Annotated in this window: 16 protein-coding genes and 1 pseudogene; 7 read left to right on the top strand and 10 right to left on the bottom strand. The window is 55.7% G+C overall.

Features of this window, described 5'->3' with window-relative positions; genetic code table 11:
* Nucleotides 1–83: 83 nt before the first annotated feature.
* Entirely contained in the window at nucleotides 84–1082 is a 999-nt protein-coding gene (locus ACTG2W_RS13650; protein WP_005340803.1) for a BMP family lipoprotein, read from the bottom strand.
* A gap of 495 nt (nucleotides 1083–1577) precedes the next feature.
* On the opposite strand from ACTG2W_RS13650, the gene ACTG2W_RS13645 reads away from it, so the two are divergent.
* The 5 genes from ACTG2W_RS13645 (at nucleotide 1578) to ACTG2W_RS13625 (ending at nucleotide 9258) form a co-directional block, all read left to right on the top strand.
* On the top strand, nucleotides 1578–3608 hold the full coding sequence (locus ACTG2W_RS13645; protein WP_439997852.1) for a hypothetical protein: 2031 nt from the start codon (nucleotides 1578–1580) through the stop codon (nucleotides 3606–3608).
* Between the two features lie 64 nt (nucleotides 3609–3672).
* Nucleotides 3673–4074, top strand: a complete 402-nt coding sequence (locus tag ACTG2W_RS13640; protein ID WP_439997853.1) for a hypothetical protein — start codon at nucleotides 3673–3675, stop codon at nucleotides 4072–4074.
* A gap of 68 nt (nucleotides 4075–4142) precedes the next feature.
* The gene (gene uvrD / locus ACTG2W_RS13635) at nucleotides 4143–6314 is read left to right on the top strand and encodes a DNA helicase II (RefSeq protein ID WP_440016278.1); all 2172 of its coding nucleotides are present in this window, start codon (nucleotides 4143–4145) and stop codon (nucleotides 6312–6314) included.
* A 291-nt stretch (nucleotides 6315–6605) separates the two neighbouring features.
* Nucleotides 6606–8366: a hypothetical protein gene (locus tag ACTG2W_RS13630; RefSeq protein WP_421309148.1), complete on the top strand. Its 1761-nt coding sequence runs from the start codon at nucleotides 6606–6608 to the stop codon at nucleotides 8364–8366.
* A 379-nt stretch (nucleotides 8367–8745) separates the two neighbouring features.
* A complete protein-coding gene (locus ACTG2W_RS13625; RefSeq protein ID WP_421309147.1) occupies nucleotides 8746–9258 on the top strand; it encodes a hypothetical protein in 513 nt (170 codons plus the stop codon).
* Nucleotides 9259–9435: 177 nt separating this feature from the next.
* Here the strand turns inward: ACTG2W_RS13625 and ydfZ are convergent, their stop codons facing one another.
* A complete protein-coding gene (ydfZ, locus tag ACTG2W_RS13620; RefSeq protein WP_005342516.1) occupies nucleotides 9436–9633 on the bottom strand; it encodes a putative selenium delivery protein YdfZ in 198 nt (65 codons plus the stop codon).
* Nucleotides 9634–9944: 311 nt separating this feature from the next.
* Between ydfZ and ACTG2W_RS13615 the strand changes: the two genes are divergently transcribed.
* Complete coding sequence (locus ACTG2W_RS13615; protein ID WP_421309145.1) at nucleotides 9945–10445, top strand: DUF1993 domain-containing protein; 501 nt, start codon at nucleotides 9945–9947, stop codon at nucleotides 10443–10445.
* Between the two features lie 101 nt (nucleotides 10446–10546).
* On the opposite strand, the gene ACTG2W_RS13610 is transcribed toward ACTG2W_RS13615, so the two are convergent.
* The 7 genes and pseudogenes from ACTG2W_RS13610 to ACTG2W_RS13580 form a co-directional block, all read right to left on the bottom strand.
* A complete protein-coding gene (locus tag ACTG2W_RS13610) occupies nucleotides 10547–11059 on the bottom strand; it encodes a cupin domain-containing protein (protein WP_201992797.1) in 513 nt (170 codons plus the stop codon).
* Nucleotides 11060–11184: 125 nt separating this feature from the next.
* Nucleotides 11185–11547, bottom strand: a complete 363-nt coding sequence (locus ACTG2W_RS13605) for a cystatin domain-containing protein (protein WP_026034886.1) — start codon at nucleotides 11545–11547, stop codon at nucleotides 11185–11187.
* Between the two features lie 100 nt (nucleotides 11548–11647).
* Nucleotides 11648–12304, bottom strand: a complete 657-nt coding sequence (locus ACTG2W_RS13600; RefSeq protein ID WP_421309143.1) for a DUF3313 domain-containing protein — start codon at nucleotides 12302–12304, stop codon at nucleotides 11648–11650.
* A 389-nt stretch (nucleotides 12305–12693) separates the two neighbouring features.
* A pseudogene (locus ACTG2W_RS13595) lies at nucleotides 12694–13823 on the bottom strand (ABC transporter substrate-binding protein).
* 57 nt (nucleotides 13824–13880) lie between these two features.
* On the bottom strand, nucleotides 13881–14516 hold the full coding sequence (locus ACTG2W_RS13590) for a LysE family translocator (RefSeq protein WP_058059345.1): 636 nt from the start codon (nucleotides 14514–14516) through the stop codon (nucleotides 13881–13883).
* A gap of 40 nt (nucleotides 14517–14556) precedes the next feature.
* Nucleotides 14557–15378 carry a helix-turn-helix transcriptional regulator gene (locus ACTG2W_RS13585; protein WP_106844248.1) on the bottom strand — a complete coding sequence of 274 codons (822 nt, stop codon included), beginning with the start codon at nucleotides 15376–15378 and terminating at the stop codon, nucleotides 14557–14559.
* A gap of 60 nt (nucleotides 15379–15438) precedes the next feature.
* Nucleotides 15439–16155: a substrate-binding periplasmic protein gene (locus ACTG2W_RS13580; protein ID WP_106844249.1), complete on the bottom strand. Its 717-nt coding sequence runs from the start codon at nucleotides 16153–16155 to the stop codon at nucleotides 15439–15441.
* Between the two features lie 298 nt (nucleotides 16156–16453).
* On the opposite strand from ACTG2W_RS13580, the gene ACTG2W_RS13575 reads away from it, so the two are divergent.
* Nucleotides 16454–16993, top strand: coding sequence for a hypothetical protein (locus ACTG2W_RS13575; RefSeq protein ID WP_106844250.1), 540 nt, complete (start codon nucleotides 16454–16456; stop codon nucleotides 16991–16993).
* 41 nt (nucleotides 16994–17034) lie between these two features.
* On the opposite strand, the gene ACTG2W_RS13570 is transcribed toward ACTG2W_RS13575, so the two are convergent.
* The gene (locus ACTG2W_RS13570; protein ID WP_235657036.1) at nucleotides 17035–18255 is read right to left on the bottom strand and encodes a 3-deoxy-D-manno-octulosonic acid transferase; all 1221 of its coding nucleotides are present in this window, start codon (nucleotides 18253–18255) and stop codon (nucleotides 17035–17037) included.
* Nucleotides 18256–18324: the final 69 nt, after the last annotated feature.

Here is an 18324-nt window from a genome sequence, read left to right as displayed (position 1 = left end):
TGCAGCCCTGCGTTTCATGAAATAAGACTAAAAACCGGCCCGTGCGGGCCGGTGGTGCGTTGAGAGTCGTAGCAGCTATCTAATTAGTATTTGCAGGTGTTATCGCTCATGTAGTCATGAACCTTGACCTTGCCAGCGATGATTTCAGCCTTGATGGCATCCACCTTGGCTTTCATTTCCGGGGTGATCAGCTTCTCGTTGTCCTTGTCGAGCGCCCAATCCACACCGCCTTCCGCCAGACCCAGGTTCTTGATACCCGGCTTCCACTCGCCTTTGGCAGCATCATCCCAGGTCTGGTAAGCGGCCAGACCCACAGACTTGACCATGGAGGTCAGCATGGTGCCCGGTTGCAGGTGGTTCTGGTTTGAGTCCACACCGATGGCGAACTTGCCGCTGTCCTTGGCTGCCTGATAGACACCGATACCGGTACCGCCAGCTGCGGCGTAAACCACGTCAGCGCCCTTGGCGAACTGGGACTTGGCCAGCTCGGCACCTTTAGCCGGGTCAGCAAACGCGGCCGGGGTAGAGCCCGCCATGTTCTGGAACACTTCGATCTTCGGATTGACGAACTTGGCACCCTGCTCGTAACCGCACTGGAATTTGCGGATCAGCGGGATATCCATGCCGCCCACGAAGCCGACTTTGCCGCTCTTGGAAGCGATGGCAGCCAGCGCGCCCACCAGGAAGGAACCTTCATGCTCCTTGAAGATGACGGACTGGACGTTCGGCTTGTCGACCACCATGTCGATGATGGTGAACTGGGTTTTCGGGAATTCGGTCGCAACCTTCTCTACCGCAGAACCCATGTTGAAACCGACCGCCACGATCGGGCCGTTGCCACGGCTGGCCAGACGGCGCAGACCCTGCTCGCGCTGGGCTTCGTTCTGGGGTTCAAACTCTTTGACCTTGACGCCCTTGTCCTTGTTATAGAGCTCGACGCCGTTACGGAACACGGCTTCGTTGAATGATTTGTCATACTTGCCCGCGGTGTCATAAATGACGGCTGGCTCGGAAGCAGCCTGAGCAGAGAGAGCAGCGAGAGTGAGGGAGGCCACAGTGGCCAGCTTGAGCACTTTAGTCACGATCGTATCCTTGATTGTTATTAAGTGAGGGAACTTGCTTGCCTGTCAGAGCAGGCTATCTAGCACGCAGGCTTACTCTAAGTCAGCCCCGATGCGGGTCAAGCAAATGATAAGGGAAAAACGTTTGCGTTAACGGTTTGAATTCTAAGCAAATAACCTTATAAGCAGTTGTTTTTAAGCTACTTTTCAGTTTTTTATGCTAACAACCAAAAGACCCAAACGACATTTCTCTTATTGTTCAGCAAGTTACTGTAAACCGTTTTCCCCTGTTATTCATCCAGCCCCCCGGCAAGCCCGTGATCCGGCTCGCAAAATTACGCTGACCTGTTTTGCGGTTAAAGGCCCCTCCTCATTCTGGTCGTCATAACAAAACGTCATACATCTGAAACTTCGGCTATCTCACAATTCATCAATAGGCGGGATCCAGATCAATATGAAAACCATATGAGCCCCTGTATAATGCTTACCGCACGGGCTCAAATGCAACTAACAATAATGTCAATTGAGTACTGTATATCAATCCATGCCACTCTCTCCTATCTGGCCTCCTCAGCTTGGTACAGGTGGCATACGTATCGTTGTTTCAGGGAAATAAAAATGAAAAAGAATGTTCTGGCTTTATCGGTTGTGGCAGCGTTATCCAGCCTGGCGCTGGCAGGTTGTGGCGGTGGTGGCGACGGCGCCAGCAGTGACAATGGCAATAACGGCGGCAATGGTGGAAACGCCACCAAGCCGACTTTGACCGCCACCTTTATTGATAGTGCAGTAGTCGGTTTGAACTACACCTGTGGCAGCTACACCGCGCTCACCGATGAGCAAGGCCAGTTCCTCTTTAATGACGGCGATACCTGCGCCTTCAAACTGGGCTCAATCCCGCTTGGAGAAACTCAGGTTAAAAAGGGCCAGACCATGGTGACCCCCTACACCATCGCCGAGAAGGGTGACAAGGATCGCGCCATTCGTATCGCCGCCCTGCTGCAAACCATGGATGCTGACAACGATCCTGCGAACGGCATCACCCTGAAGCCTGATGTCATCGCCAAGTTGGGTAATACCCTGCGCTTTGACAGCGATGACGCTTTTAATACCAGCCTGAATGAAGCCCTGAAACAGGCGCAGATCGACAAAAAAGTGGTTGATACAACAGCTGCCGCAGCACATATGAATGCCTCGCTGGCAGTGATTAATGGCCGCTCTGTCGCGGTCGACAAGGTGCTCTCGGATTTACAAGCGCTGACCGACCTGAAGACCCTTAACGTTGAAAAGAAACTCAAGGAGTACAAAGACACTCTGCTGGCGGAAACCACAGATAATGGCAAGGTTGACCGCCAGATCGTGCTGGCCGCACTGGCCATGCTCGAAGTGACCAACGACCCTGTTGTGGCAGAACGTCTGGGCTTTACCTCCTCTGAAATGGGTGTGAATTACAGCACCAACCTGGCCAAAGTGATCGATGTCATCATCCACACCCCCTATTCCGCCTCCGTTATCCTCAAAGGTGACAAAGGGTATACCCGCGACGTAGCCAAGCTGATGGGGACCTATGCCGATAGCATGGACAAAGTTGCCGCCAGCCTGGCCGATATCCAGGACCCGGAGTACAACGCGCGCTATGGTGAGAACGACGCCATCACCCTCAACTTCGATGGAGCAAAGGCCCTGCGCGCCTCAGCCATGGCGATGGCATCGGCACTCAATATTGCCGCGTCATACCAATATGGCCCGGACAAAGCCTATTCTGTTCAGGAAGAAGAGGTGACCTTGCCTCGCATGCTCATCACTTACTCTTCGGATGGGCAACAGCAAAACACCATCTATGGTGAGAATGCCAGCACCTTCAAGACCCAGTTCAGCCCGGTGGATATCGAGCCGGATAGCCTGATGAGCCACCCCGATTTCTTCCGCCTGACCGACAATGCCAAGATGCACTTGGGCAAGGCCAAAGCTCAGCTGAAGCAAGCGGTAGACATTGCGCTGACCATTGATCAGAGCAAGCTGGACGACTCTTTGACTGAAGAGGATATCGCCGCCAACACCAAATTACTGACCCAGCTGGCGAACCATTTCTTGGGCAAGGAGCCCACTGTCGAGTGGACAAATCGCAAGATCAAGTACGTCAATACCGGCATGGGCTGGGAGCCCAAAGAGGTTGGCGTCAAATTCAACATCAACGTTATCCCGTTCTTTGACGAGATGCTGGATCGCAGCGATATGACCATCAAGGTATCTGGCAACTGTGCTGTGGGTATGCGGGATGCAGAACTGTCCAAAGCAATGGGAGAACCCATGTGCCTGATCTCGAGCGATGAATTCAAGGCGCTTCATGCCCAAAACAATTACGGTGCACTCAAGTACATCGGCTGGATGCAGGAAGATCAATACAGTCGCACCACCATCTATGCCAAGGGGGTGGGTTATGACTGGTCAACCCAAATGACACCGGTGGCTGGGTCGACCTTTGACAAAGTCTTTGTATCTTGTACCGATCTGGATGGAAACAAGGTCAGCTGTGCCGATCAGCTGTAAACAATGCAGAGCGCTCCTGCTGGGGGCGCTCTTTTTGCTGATACCGACGGCGCAAGCTGCCGGTATGTTGGCACGCTACAAAGATTATCGGGAGAGTGTTTTCGATCGTCAGGGTCAATTGCAATATCAATTAACCACCCGTGAATATATGCAGCGGATGCCCAACGGGCGTCCCTCATTGTCCACTCTCTTTGCGTTGCGAGAGATGCAACGAGAGTCACTGCAGCTCAGGCAGGGCACCTTGATGGCGAATGAAGTCATCGTGCACTTCCAGCATGGGCATTATCAAGATGGCCAGCTCATAATGGGAGACACGGAAGTGACCTTACCTGAAGGCCGTTTGCACGCTGCCTCCCTTCGTTTTGATCCCGTCCATCAAGTGCTGGATTCCCCACGCGCCATGTTATTGAGCTTTTCTGGCGATGTGTTGGGCCAATATCGAGATTATCACCGCCCCCTTCGTTGATCCTGCTGGTTGGTCTCTGGCCGCTCAGGCCGTATAATCCCCGCCTGTATAAATAAACAGGAGTGGTGATGGACGTTTCAACCCTGCTCGACGGGCTCAACGACAAGCAAAGAGATGCCGTTGCGGCGCCCCGCAGCAACCTGCTGGTGCTGGCCGGTGCCGGTTCGGGCAAGACCCGGGTGCTGGTGCACCGTATCGCCTGGCTGATGCAGGTGGAACGCTGTTCACCCTTCTCCATCATCGCGGTCACCTTTACCAACAAGGCGGCGGCCGAGATGCGCGGCCGGGTCGAGAAGGTGATCGGCGACGGCGTGCGCGGCATGTGGATCGGCACCTTCCACGGTATCGCCCACCGATTGCTGCGGGCCCACCATCTGGATGCGGGCTTGCCGCAGGATTTCCAGATCCTCGACTCCGACGACCAGTACCGACTGATCCGCCGGGTGCTCAAGGCGCTCAACCTCGACGAGAAGCACTGGGCCCCGCGCGCCGTGATGGGCTACATCAACGGCAAGAAGGATGAGGGCTTGCGCCCCGGCGACATCGACCTCTACGGCGATCCCGTCACCCGCACCTATCAGCAGATCTACAAGACCTATCAGGAGACCTGCGATCGCTCCGGTCTGGTGGACTTTGCCGAGCTGCTGCTGCGCGCCCACGAGCTGTGGCTCAACAAGCCGCACATCCTCGAGCACTACCGCGACCGCTTCCAGAACATCCTGGTGGACGAGTTTCAGGATACCAACGGCATCCAGTACGCCTGGCTGCGGATGCTGGCGGGCAACAGCGGCAAGGTGATGATCGTCGGCGACGATGACCAGTCCATCTACGGCTGGCGCGGCGCCAAGATCGAGAACATCCAGCGCTTCCTGACCGACTATCAGGGGGCCGAGACCATCCGCCTCGAGCAGAACTACCGCTCCACCGCCAATATCCTCAAGGCTGCCAACAGCGTTATCGCCAACAACGCCGAGCGCCTTGGCAAGGAGCTGTGGACCGAAGGGGCCGAGGGCGAGCCGATTTCCCTCTACGCCGCCTTCAACGAGGTGGACGAAGCGCGCTTCGTGGTCGGCCGTCTCAAGGATTGGAAGGAAAAGGGCGGCCTCCTGGCCGACTGCGCCATCCTCTATCGCTCCAACGCCCAGTCACGGGTGCTGGAAGAGGCGCTGATGCAGGACGCCATGCCGTATCGCATCTACGGCGGCCTGCGCTTCTTCGAGCGGCAAGAGATCAAGGACGCCATGGCCTACCTGCGGCTTATCAACAACCGCGGCGACGACGCCAGCTTCGAGCGGGTGGTCAACACCCCGACCCGCGGCATCGGCGATCGCACCCTCGAGATCCTGCGCGGCAACGCCCGCGATCAGGGGCTCAACCTGTGGCAATCGGCCAAGGCGCTGCTCAACGACAAGGTGCTGACCGGTCGCGCCGGCAACGCGGTGCGCGGCTTTGTCGAGCTGATCGACGCGCTGGAGGAGCAGGTCTCCCTGCTGCCGCTGCACCAGCAGGCGGATATCGCCATCCAGAACTCCGGCCTCAAGGCGATGTATCTGGCGGAAAAAGGCGAGAAATCCCAGGCGCGGGTAGAGAACCTGGACGAACTGGTCACCGCCTGCCGCCAGTACCAGCGCCCGGACGAGCTGGAGGATATGAGCGATCTCTCCGCCTTCCTCGCCCACGCAGCGCTGGAAGCCGGTGAAGGACAAGCCGATGAAGAGGCCGACGCGGTGCAGCTGATGACATTGCACAGCGCCAAGGGCTTGGAGTTCCCGCTGGTGCTGCTGGTCGGCGTCGAAGAGGGCATGTTCCCCAGCCAGCAATCCACCGAGGAGTCGGGGCGGCTGGAAGAGGAGCGCCGCCTCTGTTACGTCGGCATGACCCGCGCCATGGAGAAGCTCTACATCTGTTATGCCGAGAGCCGCCGCATCTACGGCCGCGAGATGTTCCACAAGCCGAGCCGCTTTATCCGCGAGATGCCCGCCGAGTGTCTGGAAGAGATCCGGCTGCGCACCCAGGTCAGCCGCCCCACCCAGTACGGCCGCTTTAGCCAGAACGAGGTGCAGCAGAGCTTTGACGCCAGCGGCATCAAGCTCGGCCAGCGGGTGCTCCATCCGAAATTCGGGGAAGGGGTGGTACTCAACTTCGAAGGGGTCGGCCAGCAGAGCCGGGTGCAAATCCAGTTCGACGACGTCGGCGCCAAGTGGCTGGTGACGGCCTATGCCAGATTGGAAGCGCTCTGATTTTTCCCGCCTTTTGATACAACCAACCCGGCTTAGGCCGGGTTGGTTTTTATCTAGCGTTCATAGCGATAGTTTTAATGACGCGATCGTCCGAATACTCTTCGCTATTCGGACCTACGGACCTATCTCAATATTAAACTCATGGTAAGGGTTATGATTTTTTATCGTTGATTACCATTATATATGGGAGTTAACTTTACCATTATTAATTTTAAAGTTGTTGAGATATTTACTTGTTTTATTTGTTGTGTATAGTAGATGAATTAGAATTCCAGTTCTTGGAGGTTTATAATGGCATTAGATATCAGGGGTGGTCTGAAAAACACCTATATGAGCACTAATAAATATGTCGTTATTGATGAACTATTTTCAAATGCCATCGATTCTTATCTGATTAGAAGGGCTGTAGAAAAGAGTGTACCTAACCTGAATATCGAGCTTGAATTTGACATTATAAGTAACTCATTGCTTTTAGATGAACATGACTTGATTGTTCGTTGTATTGATAATGGTTTTGGATTCGGCGAAGAGCAGGTAAGGGCTTTCGTTACAAAAGACTCAACGTTTAAAGACCACCTTGATATTAAAGGTATTGGCAAGTGTAAGGGCGCAGGGAGAATACAATTCTTCCATTTCTTTAGAAAGCTCAACATTGACAGTATATGTTCTGATGGAACATTTAATCGAAAAAAGTTATTAATTAATGAAAATACTCGTGAAATATCAGAGTCAGACTTCAAATGTGACATAGATACAGATAGCGAGATAAAAACAATTGTTACCCTAAGTGGCCTTAGTGATCATGCAAGGAAAAAATTTTTCCCAGAGGGGGGGCTACATTATGACTTCTCTGCCAAAGCTATAAGGGATTATCTTTTTATAGCCTTCTTACAACGGTTGCTGATTATAAAAAATATAATTGGTGACTTTAATGTAAAGGTAACATCAAAGCTAAATGATAGTATTGAGAGCGAATGTATTTGTTCTACTGACCTGCCAGAGCCTTCATCTATAACGTCAATTTTGCTTAATTGCACACATGGACATAATTACGATGGAGACAAGTTATTAAACGTTAGTCGATATTCATTTCCTAAAACATCTATTATTAGTTTGGAGCATGATGTTGCTCTTTGTGCTAACTCCGCAGTAGTAAAGTCATTGATAAAACACTATTTAAAAAATACGCATGAAAGAAAAACACCAATTGATGATAAGTTCGAGTTGATTCTAGTTGAAAGTAGTTACTTAGAGGGAAAGGTAAATGAACAGCGTGATGGATTTTTAATTCCTGATGACTGCGTACATGGAGGATATTTTAATGCAGAGTATTCTCTTGCTGACATTATTTCCTCTCTTGAGGACTATATATATGAGGTGCTTACACCGAGTGATTTTGACAGGGATGAACTTATCAATATAACAGGTGATAGATTTGGTATATCTAAGGAAATGATTTTCTCCACTAACATAAAAATAAGGTATACCGATACACCAAGTAGTATAGCTAAACGAGTTCTGAAAAAATATCAAGATGAGATTGTTGATGAAACATCTGATATATTTGATTTGAAAAAAGAACTTGTTGGCCTTGATCCACGTGATGCCTCATTTAGAAGCAAGGTGAGTGAATTATCGTGGAAATATACGTCGACGATTAAAAAAATGGACATGGCCAATTTATCTCAATTGGTTGTTAGAAGAGCATCAATGATTGAGGTTCTTGGATACGCACTTGGTGCTATGCTTGATTGTCAAAGAACACAAGAGCATAGAATTGAGCATGAAAAAATAATTCATAATATATTTTTTCCAACAGGTAAGGATAACCGGGAAACTATAGACCATGACATTTGGATTTTAAATGAAGAATATCATTATTTTGAGCATATAGCTTCAGATAAACCGCTATCTTCCATTCCCTGGAATGATCGCGGGGAATTTGTTTTTGAGAATGACATTGATATTAGTCTAGAGTCTCTCTTTACTCATAATAATAAAGAGCATAGATTGAAACGCCCCGACATTGCTATTTTTAAGCAGCCATTATAATAGAATTTAAAGCCCCAGGTGTTTATATACAAGAGCATGTCAATGATCTTGTTCAGTACGCTAGGCTTTTGGCTGCAAAATCTAATGGTAAGATCAATAAGTTTTATGGCTATTTAATTGGTGACTCACTGGATGAAAGTCGAATCCCTCCAAATTACAAGCCATTCGCTGGAGGTAAGGGGTATTTTTCTACGGATATGATATTTGAGCCAACATCTCGAGTCGTATATGGGGAACTTCATTCTGAGATGTTGTTATATAATGATTTCTTGATTCGAGCTAAGAATAGGCTCGAAATATATAAGAAAAAATTAAATCTAGATATTTGACGGTGTCTTCAACCGCGGCATACTGCCCCGTCATCAGATGGAAGTCATTAATGTCTAAGTGGATACCGACACTGCACCGGATTGGGTTGTGGTTGTTACGAAAAACGGCGCTGGCGCTGCTGACCAGCCTGCTGTTTATGATCTCGTTTACCCTGTTTCAATACGTATCGTGGTGGCCTGCACTGACCGAGGATACTTCCCTCGAATGGAGTGGCCTCTCTACAGAAAGGACCTTTGCTGAACTGGCACCAACCATGCTGGAGTTCAGCGCCTTACTCGCGTGTGTTTACTTACCCCTGTTTTTGCTGATACCCCGCCCGCTGTTGTTGCCGCTCTTTGCCGGACTCTGGTTGTGGCAAACCTATGACCTCGCCTTTATGACGGCAACCGCTTCGACCTGGCTGCCACACGAGATCATCTGGAGCTTTATCCTGCCCCACACCCACTGGCTGCTGCTCACGCTGCTGTCGCCTCTGCTGCTGATCCGCCATGCAGACAGGCGGCTATTTGCGGCGGCTCCAGCCAGCCAATCAGAAATGAGCCTCCATGCTGGCAGGCCGTAAGCAACGGGATCTTTCGATGACGCCTCGCTAATCGAACCTACACGATGACTCAAAGCGGCTTGCAGCGGTGCGTTAGAAGAGTGGGGCAAAACAGGTAGGGGGAGATCAGAACCCCGGCCGCCAGATGGGGCGCGGTGGCCGGGTGAATTGTAAAGAGTAGGGTGACAGGGAAAGGGATCAGCCTAGTCTAATCAACTCGATGGGGGCGTAGCGCTCACCGGAGTTTGCCAGCAGCACGCACTTCTCATGCTCCGCCTGATAGGGGGTCATGTTGTCGGTGTGGGCCTCTTTCAGAAAATCGACTGCGCCAGTGGCGGCAATCATCACACGCTGACCCAGGTTCAGCACATTGCGGTTACGGTCATAGATCTTCATCTCATTCTCCTTTTCTTGTGTCCTGGCGGATGCGCGGGCGCCTGTCCAGGACAACGGCATTCAGCCTACGCCCCTGAAAAAAGGTGATTTATGTCACAGATCAAAAAAGGGGCGATAAGGGACTCGCAGGTTCAAAAAGCGAGCAGGGCTGCTTGGCCAGCGGTTGTCGCGCGAAGTAGCGCTGCCCTACCCTTTTCGTCGTGGCGGGCTCGAACCCGGCAGCGGTTGGGGTATATTGGTGGCCGATTAGCCAGTCTCATTCACTGTGGCCTCACACGCGGGCCGCTGTTTCAACAAGATGGAGAGTGCTCATGAATCGCGACATTACCGCCCAGTTCATCAAGATGCTGACCAATCTGGATCACTGTCTGGCCAAGGCCGAGGCCCACGCCGCGGCGAAGCAGTTCAACGTGGACAACTTCTTCGGCGATCGGCTGATCGTCGATATGCTGCCCTTCAGCAAGCAGGTGCTGATCTGCTGCGATTCGGCCCGTACCGTGGTCGCCACCGCCAGCCACAGCGAGCTGCCGGCCATGGGCGATGAGCCCAAGACCATCGCCGATCTGCGCGCGCATATCGGCAAGACCATCAGCTATGTGCAAGGCAAGCTGGACGCGGACTACAGCCAGTACGCCAGCGGCCGTTACGTGCCCCACTGGGCGGGCGGCAAGGGGATGGATGGCCATACCTGCGTCCATGAGTACGGCATTCCCAACTTCTACTTCCACCTCACCATGGCCTACGCCCTGCTGCGCCGCGCCGGGGTCGATCTCGGCAAGCGCGACTATCTGGGCGGGCTCAACCTGCAATAAACGCTGCACGCCACAGGCGGCAAACAGATAGCAAAAGCCTGCCACGCGGCAGGCTTTTTTATATCGGGTGGTGCATAGCTGGTGCGCAGAAGAGCTGCGCCCTAGAAGGGGCCGTTGTTCTCGCGCAGCTTGTCGGGCAGGCCATCGTGATCACCCAGCTCGCGCTCGGGCACGTCATCCCAGTGCAGCTTGCCAAGGGTGATATTGCGCTCGGGATGCACGGCGTAGTGGATGCGGTTGTCCTCCCGATCGGTATCGCCAATGCAGAGCAGGCGGACGATCTCCTCGGTGTTGTTGATAAAGGCGTGGGCCAGCCCGTCACCGGCCTTAAAGCCGACCGAATCCCCCGGTTGCAGCCGATAGAGGACACCATCGAGCCAGACATCCGGCGTCCCTTCCAGCACGTGAACAAACTCGTCTTCAGTCTTTTCGGCATGGGGCCAGCTGGTGCGATGACCGGGCTCGACAATCTCGTGGTGAATGCCGATGCGGCTAAAGCCGAAGTGTTTGCCGAGGGCACAGCCGCGGGAAAGGGGCTCCTGACTGCCGGAGTAGTAGCGCGGCGTCTGCTCTTGCAGCTCGCTCCAGTGTTTGATGCAGGGGTGGCGATTCATAGCGGTTCCTTTTCTATGAGGATGCGGTCACGGGAGGGGTCATCCTGACTGTCAGAATGCGGGGAGAAAAGCAGAAATTTTCTGGTCAGATGAGCCCCTCTGACGAGGGGCTCAACAAGCAGGAATTACTTGGCCTTGACGCAAGGCAAGGGAGGAAGCTCGCCCTGTGCAGCCGTGCGGGTCATCTGGTAGTTGCCGGCAAGATCCCGATAGACACGGGTGTTCCACACCTCTCCGTTGTCGAGCTGGAACTCGATGTCGTAGTTGACCCCGGAGACCACCTGGCTGCGCACCTCGCGGATGCTCTGCAGTTTGGCGGCCGTGTTCATGCGAGCCAGCACGCTGGCCAGCGCAGCCTCTCCTTCAGCATTGGGCAACGGCTGACTCTGCCAGCCACCCGCCATCGGTGCACATTCCGGCGTGGGTGACGAGGTGCTGCAGGCACTCAACAGGCCAGCAACAAGGATGGGTAACAACACGCGTTTCATATCATTTTCTCCTGCCTGCAAAATGACCACCTTATCAACATCTTGCCATTATTGCAGCCCAAAAGGCTCCCGCTGCGCCCCGCTTGGACGCACCAATCGATCAGCGCCCCAGATTGTCCGCCAGCTGTTTGGCGCGGCTGGCCGCCCACTGGTCGATCATCTTCTCCATCTCCCCGGCGGTGATGGGCTCATCCTTGTGGGTAGTATCCGTACTCTCGCGGGCATCCATCACCCGCACCAGCAGCTTACCGCTCTGGGAGTCGAGCAGCTGGGCCATGCTGCCCACCTTGAGCAGGTAGGGCTCCTTGCCGATCACTTCGCGGGTGACATTGATGGCGATCTTGGCCGGCAGCAGGTCACGCAGCTTGGGGTCGGGGCGGGTCAGGTCGAAGTTGGTGACGGCGGCCTGGATCCGCATCACTTTCGGGCCGGGGGCGGAGGCGATCTTGACGCCCTGCTTGATCAGCTCGCTTTGGAACTTGTCGTGGTAGTAGCGGCCAATCTGGTTCTGTTCGTTGGCGGTCAGCAGATACCACTGACCGTTCTCCTGCCGGATAAACTGCAGCGGATCGAGCAGCACCTCATTGTATTGGCGCAGGTCAACGCCCGGCTCCTTGTAGACGCGCTGATTGGGGTTGCTCTCGCTCTGCTGGAAGGCAGTCAGCGGGATCGCCTGCAAGCTGTGGGATACCTGATTCTTGACGGCGCAGCCACCCAGAAGGGCCGCAGCCACGGCAACCATCACGACCTTTTTCATATTTGCTCCTGCATTGACCGATTGTTTTTGCTGTGGATTTAGCACCACATGACTGGAGAACCCGTGCCGGATGCCGCCAATGTCACAGAGAAATAACCTATTCATCACCTTCCCACAAGGGACAGATCAGGATTGTTCAGCTCACATCCAAGTTGTCACAATTGAGGCACTTTTGTACAGGGTCAGCCAGGGTACGAACGGCAATCTGGCGAGGGCTCGGTTGTTTAATCCGGCTAAATGGGGCTGCGGAAAGCGCTCAGTTTTTTCAAACGATAGAGGCCAGCGAGCAGCGTGAGTTGAACGGGGGAATGCCCTGGAACGCGCGATGACCGATCATCAGCCATCTTGCGCAAACTTGCCTGCCGCCGGAGAAGCGGCAGGCTCATTCATCAGTTATCGAGATCCCAGGGGCACTGCTTGACCAGCCCCTCTTTGCCGCTGGCGACGATCGCCTGCTGCACCATCCGTTTGTAACGATTCTTGATATGGGCGGGCAGCGCAGGCACCAGCAGCCGCTCGTCAAACTCCGGTAGCGGGCGATCCGGCAGCACCGCCTGCTCCTGCGGGCTGAGGGGCGGCCGGGAGGCAATATTGCTGGCCGAGATGGTGGGCGTTCCCACCAGCATCTGGCGTTGCAGCGGCGCGCTCAGCAGAAAATCCACCAGCAGGTAGGCCGCCTTGAGCCGTGCAGACTCATCCCCGACATGGCGGGCGATGGAGATCGCATCGAGGGCATAGATGGCCCCCTCCGCACCATGGCGATCCGCCACTGCTGATCGTTCTGCTTGTTGCACTCCACCAGCTCCAGCCCCCAGGTGGTGGCAAAGGTCTGCTGGCGCAGATCCTCGCAGCGGTTGGCCTGATTGAACCAGAAACCGCGACTGGCTCGCAGCCGCTGCGAGAGCTGCTGCTCCACCTCTTGCTGCAAGGTCTTGTCGGCCAGCATCTCGCCGCTGGCAAACAGGGCGGGCGACTTGCCAAGGGAGAGCAGCACCGAAAAGAGCAGCGGCTCAAACTGGTCGCAGAACTCGGCAAACTGACCCGGCGGCGAGCTGTTGGCAAGCACCTGCCAACTGGTGGGCGCTTGCGGCACCTGCTTGCTGTCATAAGCGAGGCTGAACATGGCGTAGGAGAAGGGCACCGAGTAGTTGCGCTCCCCCTGCTTGTCATACTCGGTGTTCTTGAGGGCGGGCTTCACCTCGGCGTAGTGCTGCAGGCGACTGAAATCGATGGGGAGCAGCAGCTTGAACAGCGGCTGGTGATGGGCCTTGTAGAAGTAGCTGGTCGGCAGCACCACATCGGCGCTGCGGGTGCGCAGGGCGCGGTAGACGCTGTCGAAATCGGTCAGCAGCGGCTCGATCCGGCTGACCGTCGCTTCCACCCCATGGGCTTTGGCGTAGTCGGCAAACTGTTGTTCATAACCCGCTGGCAGATAGCCCCACTCCAGCAATTTGAGCTGAACCGGGGCCGCCAGCGCCGGGGTCATCCCCAGCAACCAGCAAAGAGGCAGTAGACGCATGGCCGGGCACTCCTGACAGGCAAACCTTGTTGGAGTATAGGCCCATGCGCCGACTCGTCAGGCCACCAGCTCGGCGCCCATGCTCGCCAGAATGGAGAGGCTGACCACCGCAAACAGCACGCCGGTCACCAGATTGAGCGGCCGCTGCACCCGCAGCAGCAGGCGCTGGGCACGATCGGTGGAGAGGCTCCACGCCAGCAGCCCGAACCAGCAGAGGGAGATGATGAAGAGCTCGCCCACCAGCAGGCTGCGGGTCATCCCATCCACCTCTGGCGTCACCATGGCGGCCAACAGACCGATAAAGAACACCAGCGCCTTGGGGTTGAGCAGATTGGTGGCAAGGCCAGTGCGCACGCCCCTGCCCCAGCCGCGCAGCTCGTTGGCGGCGCTGGCCATCACTGTACTGCTCTGCTGGCGAGCCGCCATCAGGGCGCCCCACCCCAACCAGCCCAGATAGAGGGCGCCGCAGCACTTGATCACCATAAACAGCAGCGGGTGACTGGCGATCAGCATGCTGATCCCGGTCAGGCTCAGGGTGGCATGTACCATGATCGCCAGCGAGATGCCCAGCGCCGCGCCAAGAGCGGTCGGCCGGTGCAGGCTGGTACGCAGGATCAGGGCGAAATCGGGGCCGGGGCTGGCCAGTGCAATCAGATGCATCAGGCCGAGGGTAACGAACAGACTGGTCAGCATAATAACTCTCGCTTTAACGACGGAGAGCCAGCATGGCGGATCAGCGGGGGGCGCGGCTTGTAAAAGATTGCATCTGGGCACGAAATTCGGCGGGTGTCAGACCGAATGCCTGGCGAAAACCGTGGTGGAAGTGACTCTGATCGAAGAAGCCGACCGCCAGCGCCACCTCGCTCACCGCCATGCCGCTCGCCAGCAGCCGCTTGCCCTGCTCCAGCCGCAGCCGTTTCAGCCAGGCATAGGGGGTCATGCCGCTGCGCTTCTTGAACTGGCGCAGGAAGGCGAAGCGGTCGAGCCCAAGCAGCCCCGCCAGCTCTTCCAGCGAGTGGGGCTCGTCGAGGGCAGCCATCAGGTAGTCGCGCAGGAATCGCAGTTGGGGATCCGCCAACTGGTGTACCTCGGGGGCCAGATGCAGCAGCTCCCCCAGCAGGGCAAGCAGCTGACTCTCGATCAGCAGGCCATCGGCCTTGGGGTTGTCGAGATAGCCGTGCAGCTGGGCAAAGCCCTGGTAGAGGTCGGGGCGGCTCTGCAATCCCTTGTCGAAGAAGGGTTCCGGCTGCTCCGGCAGCCAGAGCGCCAGCTGCTGGGGATCGATGGCGAAGACCCGTACCTCATACCCTTCCGGCAGCAGGCTAAGGCCGTCGTGCACCTCGTCCGGGTTAACGGTAGAGAGCACCCCGCGCACCAGATGGTGGCTGTTCCCCTTGTGGATAAACTTCTGGCCACCCCGCTGCACCAGCCCGATATGGTAGTCGAGATGGACATGGCGACCGTAGCTGAACGCCCTGTGGTGGGAGTGTGACAGCTCGACCCCCGGCAGTTGCGGGGATTGCCAGTAGCGGATGAGGGAATCGGTGGTATTCATGGGTTATAGATACACCAGAAGCGGGCCTTGGACTTGTAGATTATTGCACGCAACCCCCTCTCAACGCCCCCACAGCCGCGGGGTTGGCTCCACCAGTGAGGCGAGCGGCACCCGCTCCACCATCTGACGCATACGCTGCACCAGTTCGGGATTGCCATCCCCCAGCGACTTATTCAGCACGATATGCACCTGCAGCGGGGTGACCGGCAGGTAGATGAGGCGGGTCGCCGCAGGGAGCTTGGCACGAAAATGGTTGGCGGAAATATCGTTGGAGAAGAGCGCGGCATCGATGCGCCCACGCAGCAACTTCTGCATGTTGCCATGCTCCCAGCTGAGCTGGGAGAGGGTGTCGATATGGATCTGCGGATGCTGCAACAGCGGCGGCACGATCGCCTGACTCGACCAGCCGATGGTGGTGCCGAAGAGATCTTCCTGCCGTTCGACTGAGTGAAGCCGCGATGGCACCAGTACCACCAGCACCGGCCGCAGCAGCAACATGTGGGGGTCTATATAGCGGAAGTGACGAGCACGCTCGGGACTGTAACTCAGCAGCGGGGTCAGATCGCACTCGCCACTCTCGAGGTTACTGAGCAGCCGCGCCACATTGAGCCCCTGCCACTCGATGGTACGCCCGATCGCGGGTTCGATATGACGGCGAAAGTAGTCGATCACCGGCCCGGAGACCTCGCCCTGCTGATCAATGGTGACCAGCGGCGCCAACTGAAAGACGCATCCCCGCAGTGGCGCGTTGATCGCCACCGCCTGGCTGATGGTCATAAGAGGGAGAAGAAGTGCCGATAGCAGTAATACCAAACTCATACCCGAACGAGAGATGCCCATAGGTGCCGACCCGATGCCCTGATAGCCATCAGCATGGCACAAGGCAAAAGGGCGGGCTATCCGCTCCTGCCGCGCTTTGACCTCTTGTGCCCCCTACTCCCATGACCAATGGGCCCCGTTCTATTGCGGTGAAAATCAATAATTCCGCGGCTTTGATGGATTTTGGTCTCTTGATATATAGTGCGGCCCCATTCATCACACGGGCGGGTGAGCACCCCGCCGGACAGGTAAATTCATGAGACTGTTTTTGCTGTTGTTGTCGTTGTTTGCCACGACCGTAAATTCTGATGAAAAGCCGCGCCTGCCCTATTACGACTGGGGTCGCTGCCCGTTTGAAGGTTGCACCTATCAGACATGGACCACCAAGCAAGAGGTGATCGTCAGAGCCGAGCCATCCCTGACGGCCAAAGCACTGTTCCGGCTACCTCGCGGCCAGCAGGTGGAAGGGCTGACCGGGGTTGTCATTACCGAACAACCGGGGCTCGTCGAAATACTCAGATCGGTCAAGCTGGGCTACAGCAAAGAGGGCAAAGGGCCGCTGTTGAATATGAAGGCAGGGGAAACGCTTTATATCCTCGGCGGACTGGGCGAAGGCAATAGCCTGTTCTGGTACAAGGGCAAAACCTACATTCTCGATTATGACTATGCGCGCAAAGAGATCAGATACGGCCGGTCACCGCAGAACCAGTGGTGGGTAAAAATCCGGGACAAGCAGGGACGTGAGGGTTGGGTTGCCGAAGCCAAAAACTTCGCCCATATGGACCGTTTCGAATAGTGACAGCCAGCCCCCCGAGATCGGGGCTGGCCGTGAATGACTCACTGCTTGGGTTGCAGCTTCATCTCTTGCAGATACTCCAGCACCTGGGTTTTGTAGTCCGCCTGATAGGAGAACTTGGTGCTGTCGCACGCCGCGATCAGGTTCACCGCGGTGCAGAACAGGGTGGCCGCCAGCAGCCCCTTGCCAACCCACTGCGGATAACGACGGCTCCAGCGCACCAGCAGTAGCAGGATCGGGAACAAGGCGTAGGGGAAGATCAGCATCAGGTGCCAGTAGTTGAAGATGATGGGCGAGAGCGCCGCACTCACCAGCACCGCCAGCACCGCCGCCAGCGCATAGAGACCGAGCCAGCTCTCACCATCCACTGGCGCGCGGTCGCTACGCAACAGACGCGGCTTGAGTTCACACCACAGCTGCCAGTTGGCCTTGGCCGCCAGCAGCACAGTCGCCGAGCCTACCCCGTAAATCACCACCCGCCAAAGCCAGACTGTTGCCATCTGCAAGTATTCGTGCCCAGCCAGCCAGATGAACTGGGTGTCGTTGACCAGCTTGCTGGCAAACAGCCAGGAGCCGTAGCGCAGCCAGTAGAGCACTGATTTCAGCACCGGATAGACGTGCACCAGCCCCCAGCCGATATAGCGCTGACGCGCCTCGGGATCGCCATTCTGGGTGATATGGCTGTTGCTCATCACTTCCATCGCGTAAGGGATCAGGGAGGCTCCGATCAGCAGGGTAGCCACCACCACCCCGCTCCAGCTCACCTTGAGGATTCGGCGCCAGAACAAATAGGCAGACATCACCGCCAGCAGCGGCCAGGAGTAGTGCAGCTGCATCGCCATGCCGATGGCCAGCAGGTGAACGATCATGTGCCAGAAGGAGGCCCGCTCGCGCATATGCCAGGCAGACCAGCAGTGCATGGCCGAGAAAAGGAACAGATAGGAGGGGTTGTAGAGCAGACTCTCGTACTGGAACCAGGGGTTGAGCCAGCAGAGCACCAGAAACAGCAGACGCACCCTGTCATCAAACACCTGACGGATCACCACATCAAACAACAGGAATCCGACCAACCGCATCGCCAGCAGCAACACCATGGGGGCATAGGGAGAATCCCACAGCAGCAGCGGCCCGCCGATCAGCCAGGCTGACAAGCTGCCCGGCACATTGCCCACCGCACTCGCCGCATTGCCATAGCTGAGCCAGACCCCCTCATAAGCCCCAAGGTAACCCTTGTAGAGCATCTGGGTCTGATCACCAGACATTATTTGATTAGTGAAGTACAACAATGAAATAAGAAGTCCACTAAGCAACATTATAAATGATGCACTTGA

It is taken from the genome of Aeromonas sp. 96A (genome assembly GCF_051919165.1).
Lineage (GTDB): Bacteria > Pseudomonadota > Gammaproteobacteria > Enterobacterales > Aeromonadaceae > Aeromonas > Aeromonas veronii.
This window is presented reverse-complemented; position numbering and strand designations above follow the sequence as displayed.

Coding starts and splice junctions, on each gene's coding strand:
- ACTG2W_RS13585 (WP_106844248.1), bottom strand. CDS start 15,378: ATGAATACCACCGATTCCCTCATCCGCTACTGGCAATCCCCGCAACTG.
- ACTG2W_RS13590 (WP_058059345.1), bottom strand. CDS start 14,516: ATGCTGACCAGTCTGTTCGTTACCCTCGGCCTGATGCATCTGATTGCA.
- ACTG2W_RS13645 (WP_439997852.1), top strand. CDS start 1,578: ATGTCAATTGAGTACTGTATATCAATCCATGCCACTCTCTCCTATCTG.
- ACTG2W_RS13580 (WP_106844249.1), bottom strand. CDS start 16,155: ATGACCATCAGCCAGGCGGTGGCGATCAACGCGCCACTGCGGGGATGC.
- ACTG2W_RS13615 (WP_421309145.1), top strand. CDS start 9,945: ATGAATCGCGACATTACCGCCCAGTTCATCAAGATGCTGACCAATCTG.
- ACTG2W_RS13640 (WP_439997853.1), top strand. CDS start 3,673: ATGTTGGCACGCTACAAAGATTATCGGGAGAGTGTTTTCGATCGTCAG.
- ACTG2W_RS13575 (WP_106844250.1), top strand. CDS start 16,454: ATGAGACTGTTTTTGCTGTTGTTGTCGTTGTTTGCCACGACCGTAAAT.
- ACTG2W_RS13630 (WP_421309148.1), top strand. CDS start 6,606: ATGGCATTAGATATCAGGGGTGGTCTGAAAAACACCTATATGAGCACT.
- ACTG2W_RS13605 (WP_026034886.1), bottom strand. CDS start 11,547: ATGAAACGCGTGTTGTTACCCATCCTTGTTGCTGGCCTGTTGAGTGCC.
- ACTG2W_RS13570 (WP_235657036.1), bottom strand. CDS start 18,255: ATGTCTGGTGATCAGACCCAGATGCTCTACAAGGGTTACCTTGGGGCT.
- ACTG2W_RS13625 (WP_421309147.1), top strand. CDS start 8,746: ATGTCTAAGTGGATACCGACACTGCACCGGATTGGGTTGTGGTTGTTA.
- ydfZ (WP_005342516.1), bottom strand. CDS start 9,633: ATGAAGATCTATGACCGTAACCGCAATGTGCTGAACCTGGGTCAGCGT.
- ACTG2W_RS13600 (WP_421309143.1), bottom strand. CDS start 12,304: ATGAAAAAGGTCGTGATGGTTGCCGTGGCTGCGGCCCTTCTGGGTGGC.
- uvrD (WP_440016278.1), top strand. CDS start 4,143: ATGGACGTTTCAACCCTGCTCGACGGGCTCAACGACAAGCAAAGAGAT.
- ACTG2W_RS13610 (WP_201992797.1), bottom strand. CDS start 11,059: ATGAATCGCCACCCCTGCATCAAACACTGGAGCGAGCTGCAAGAGCAG.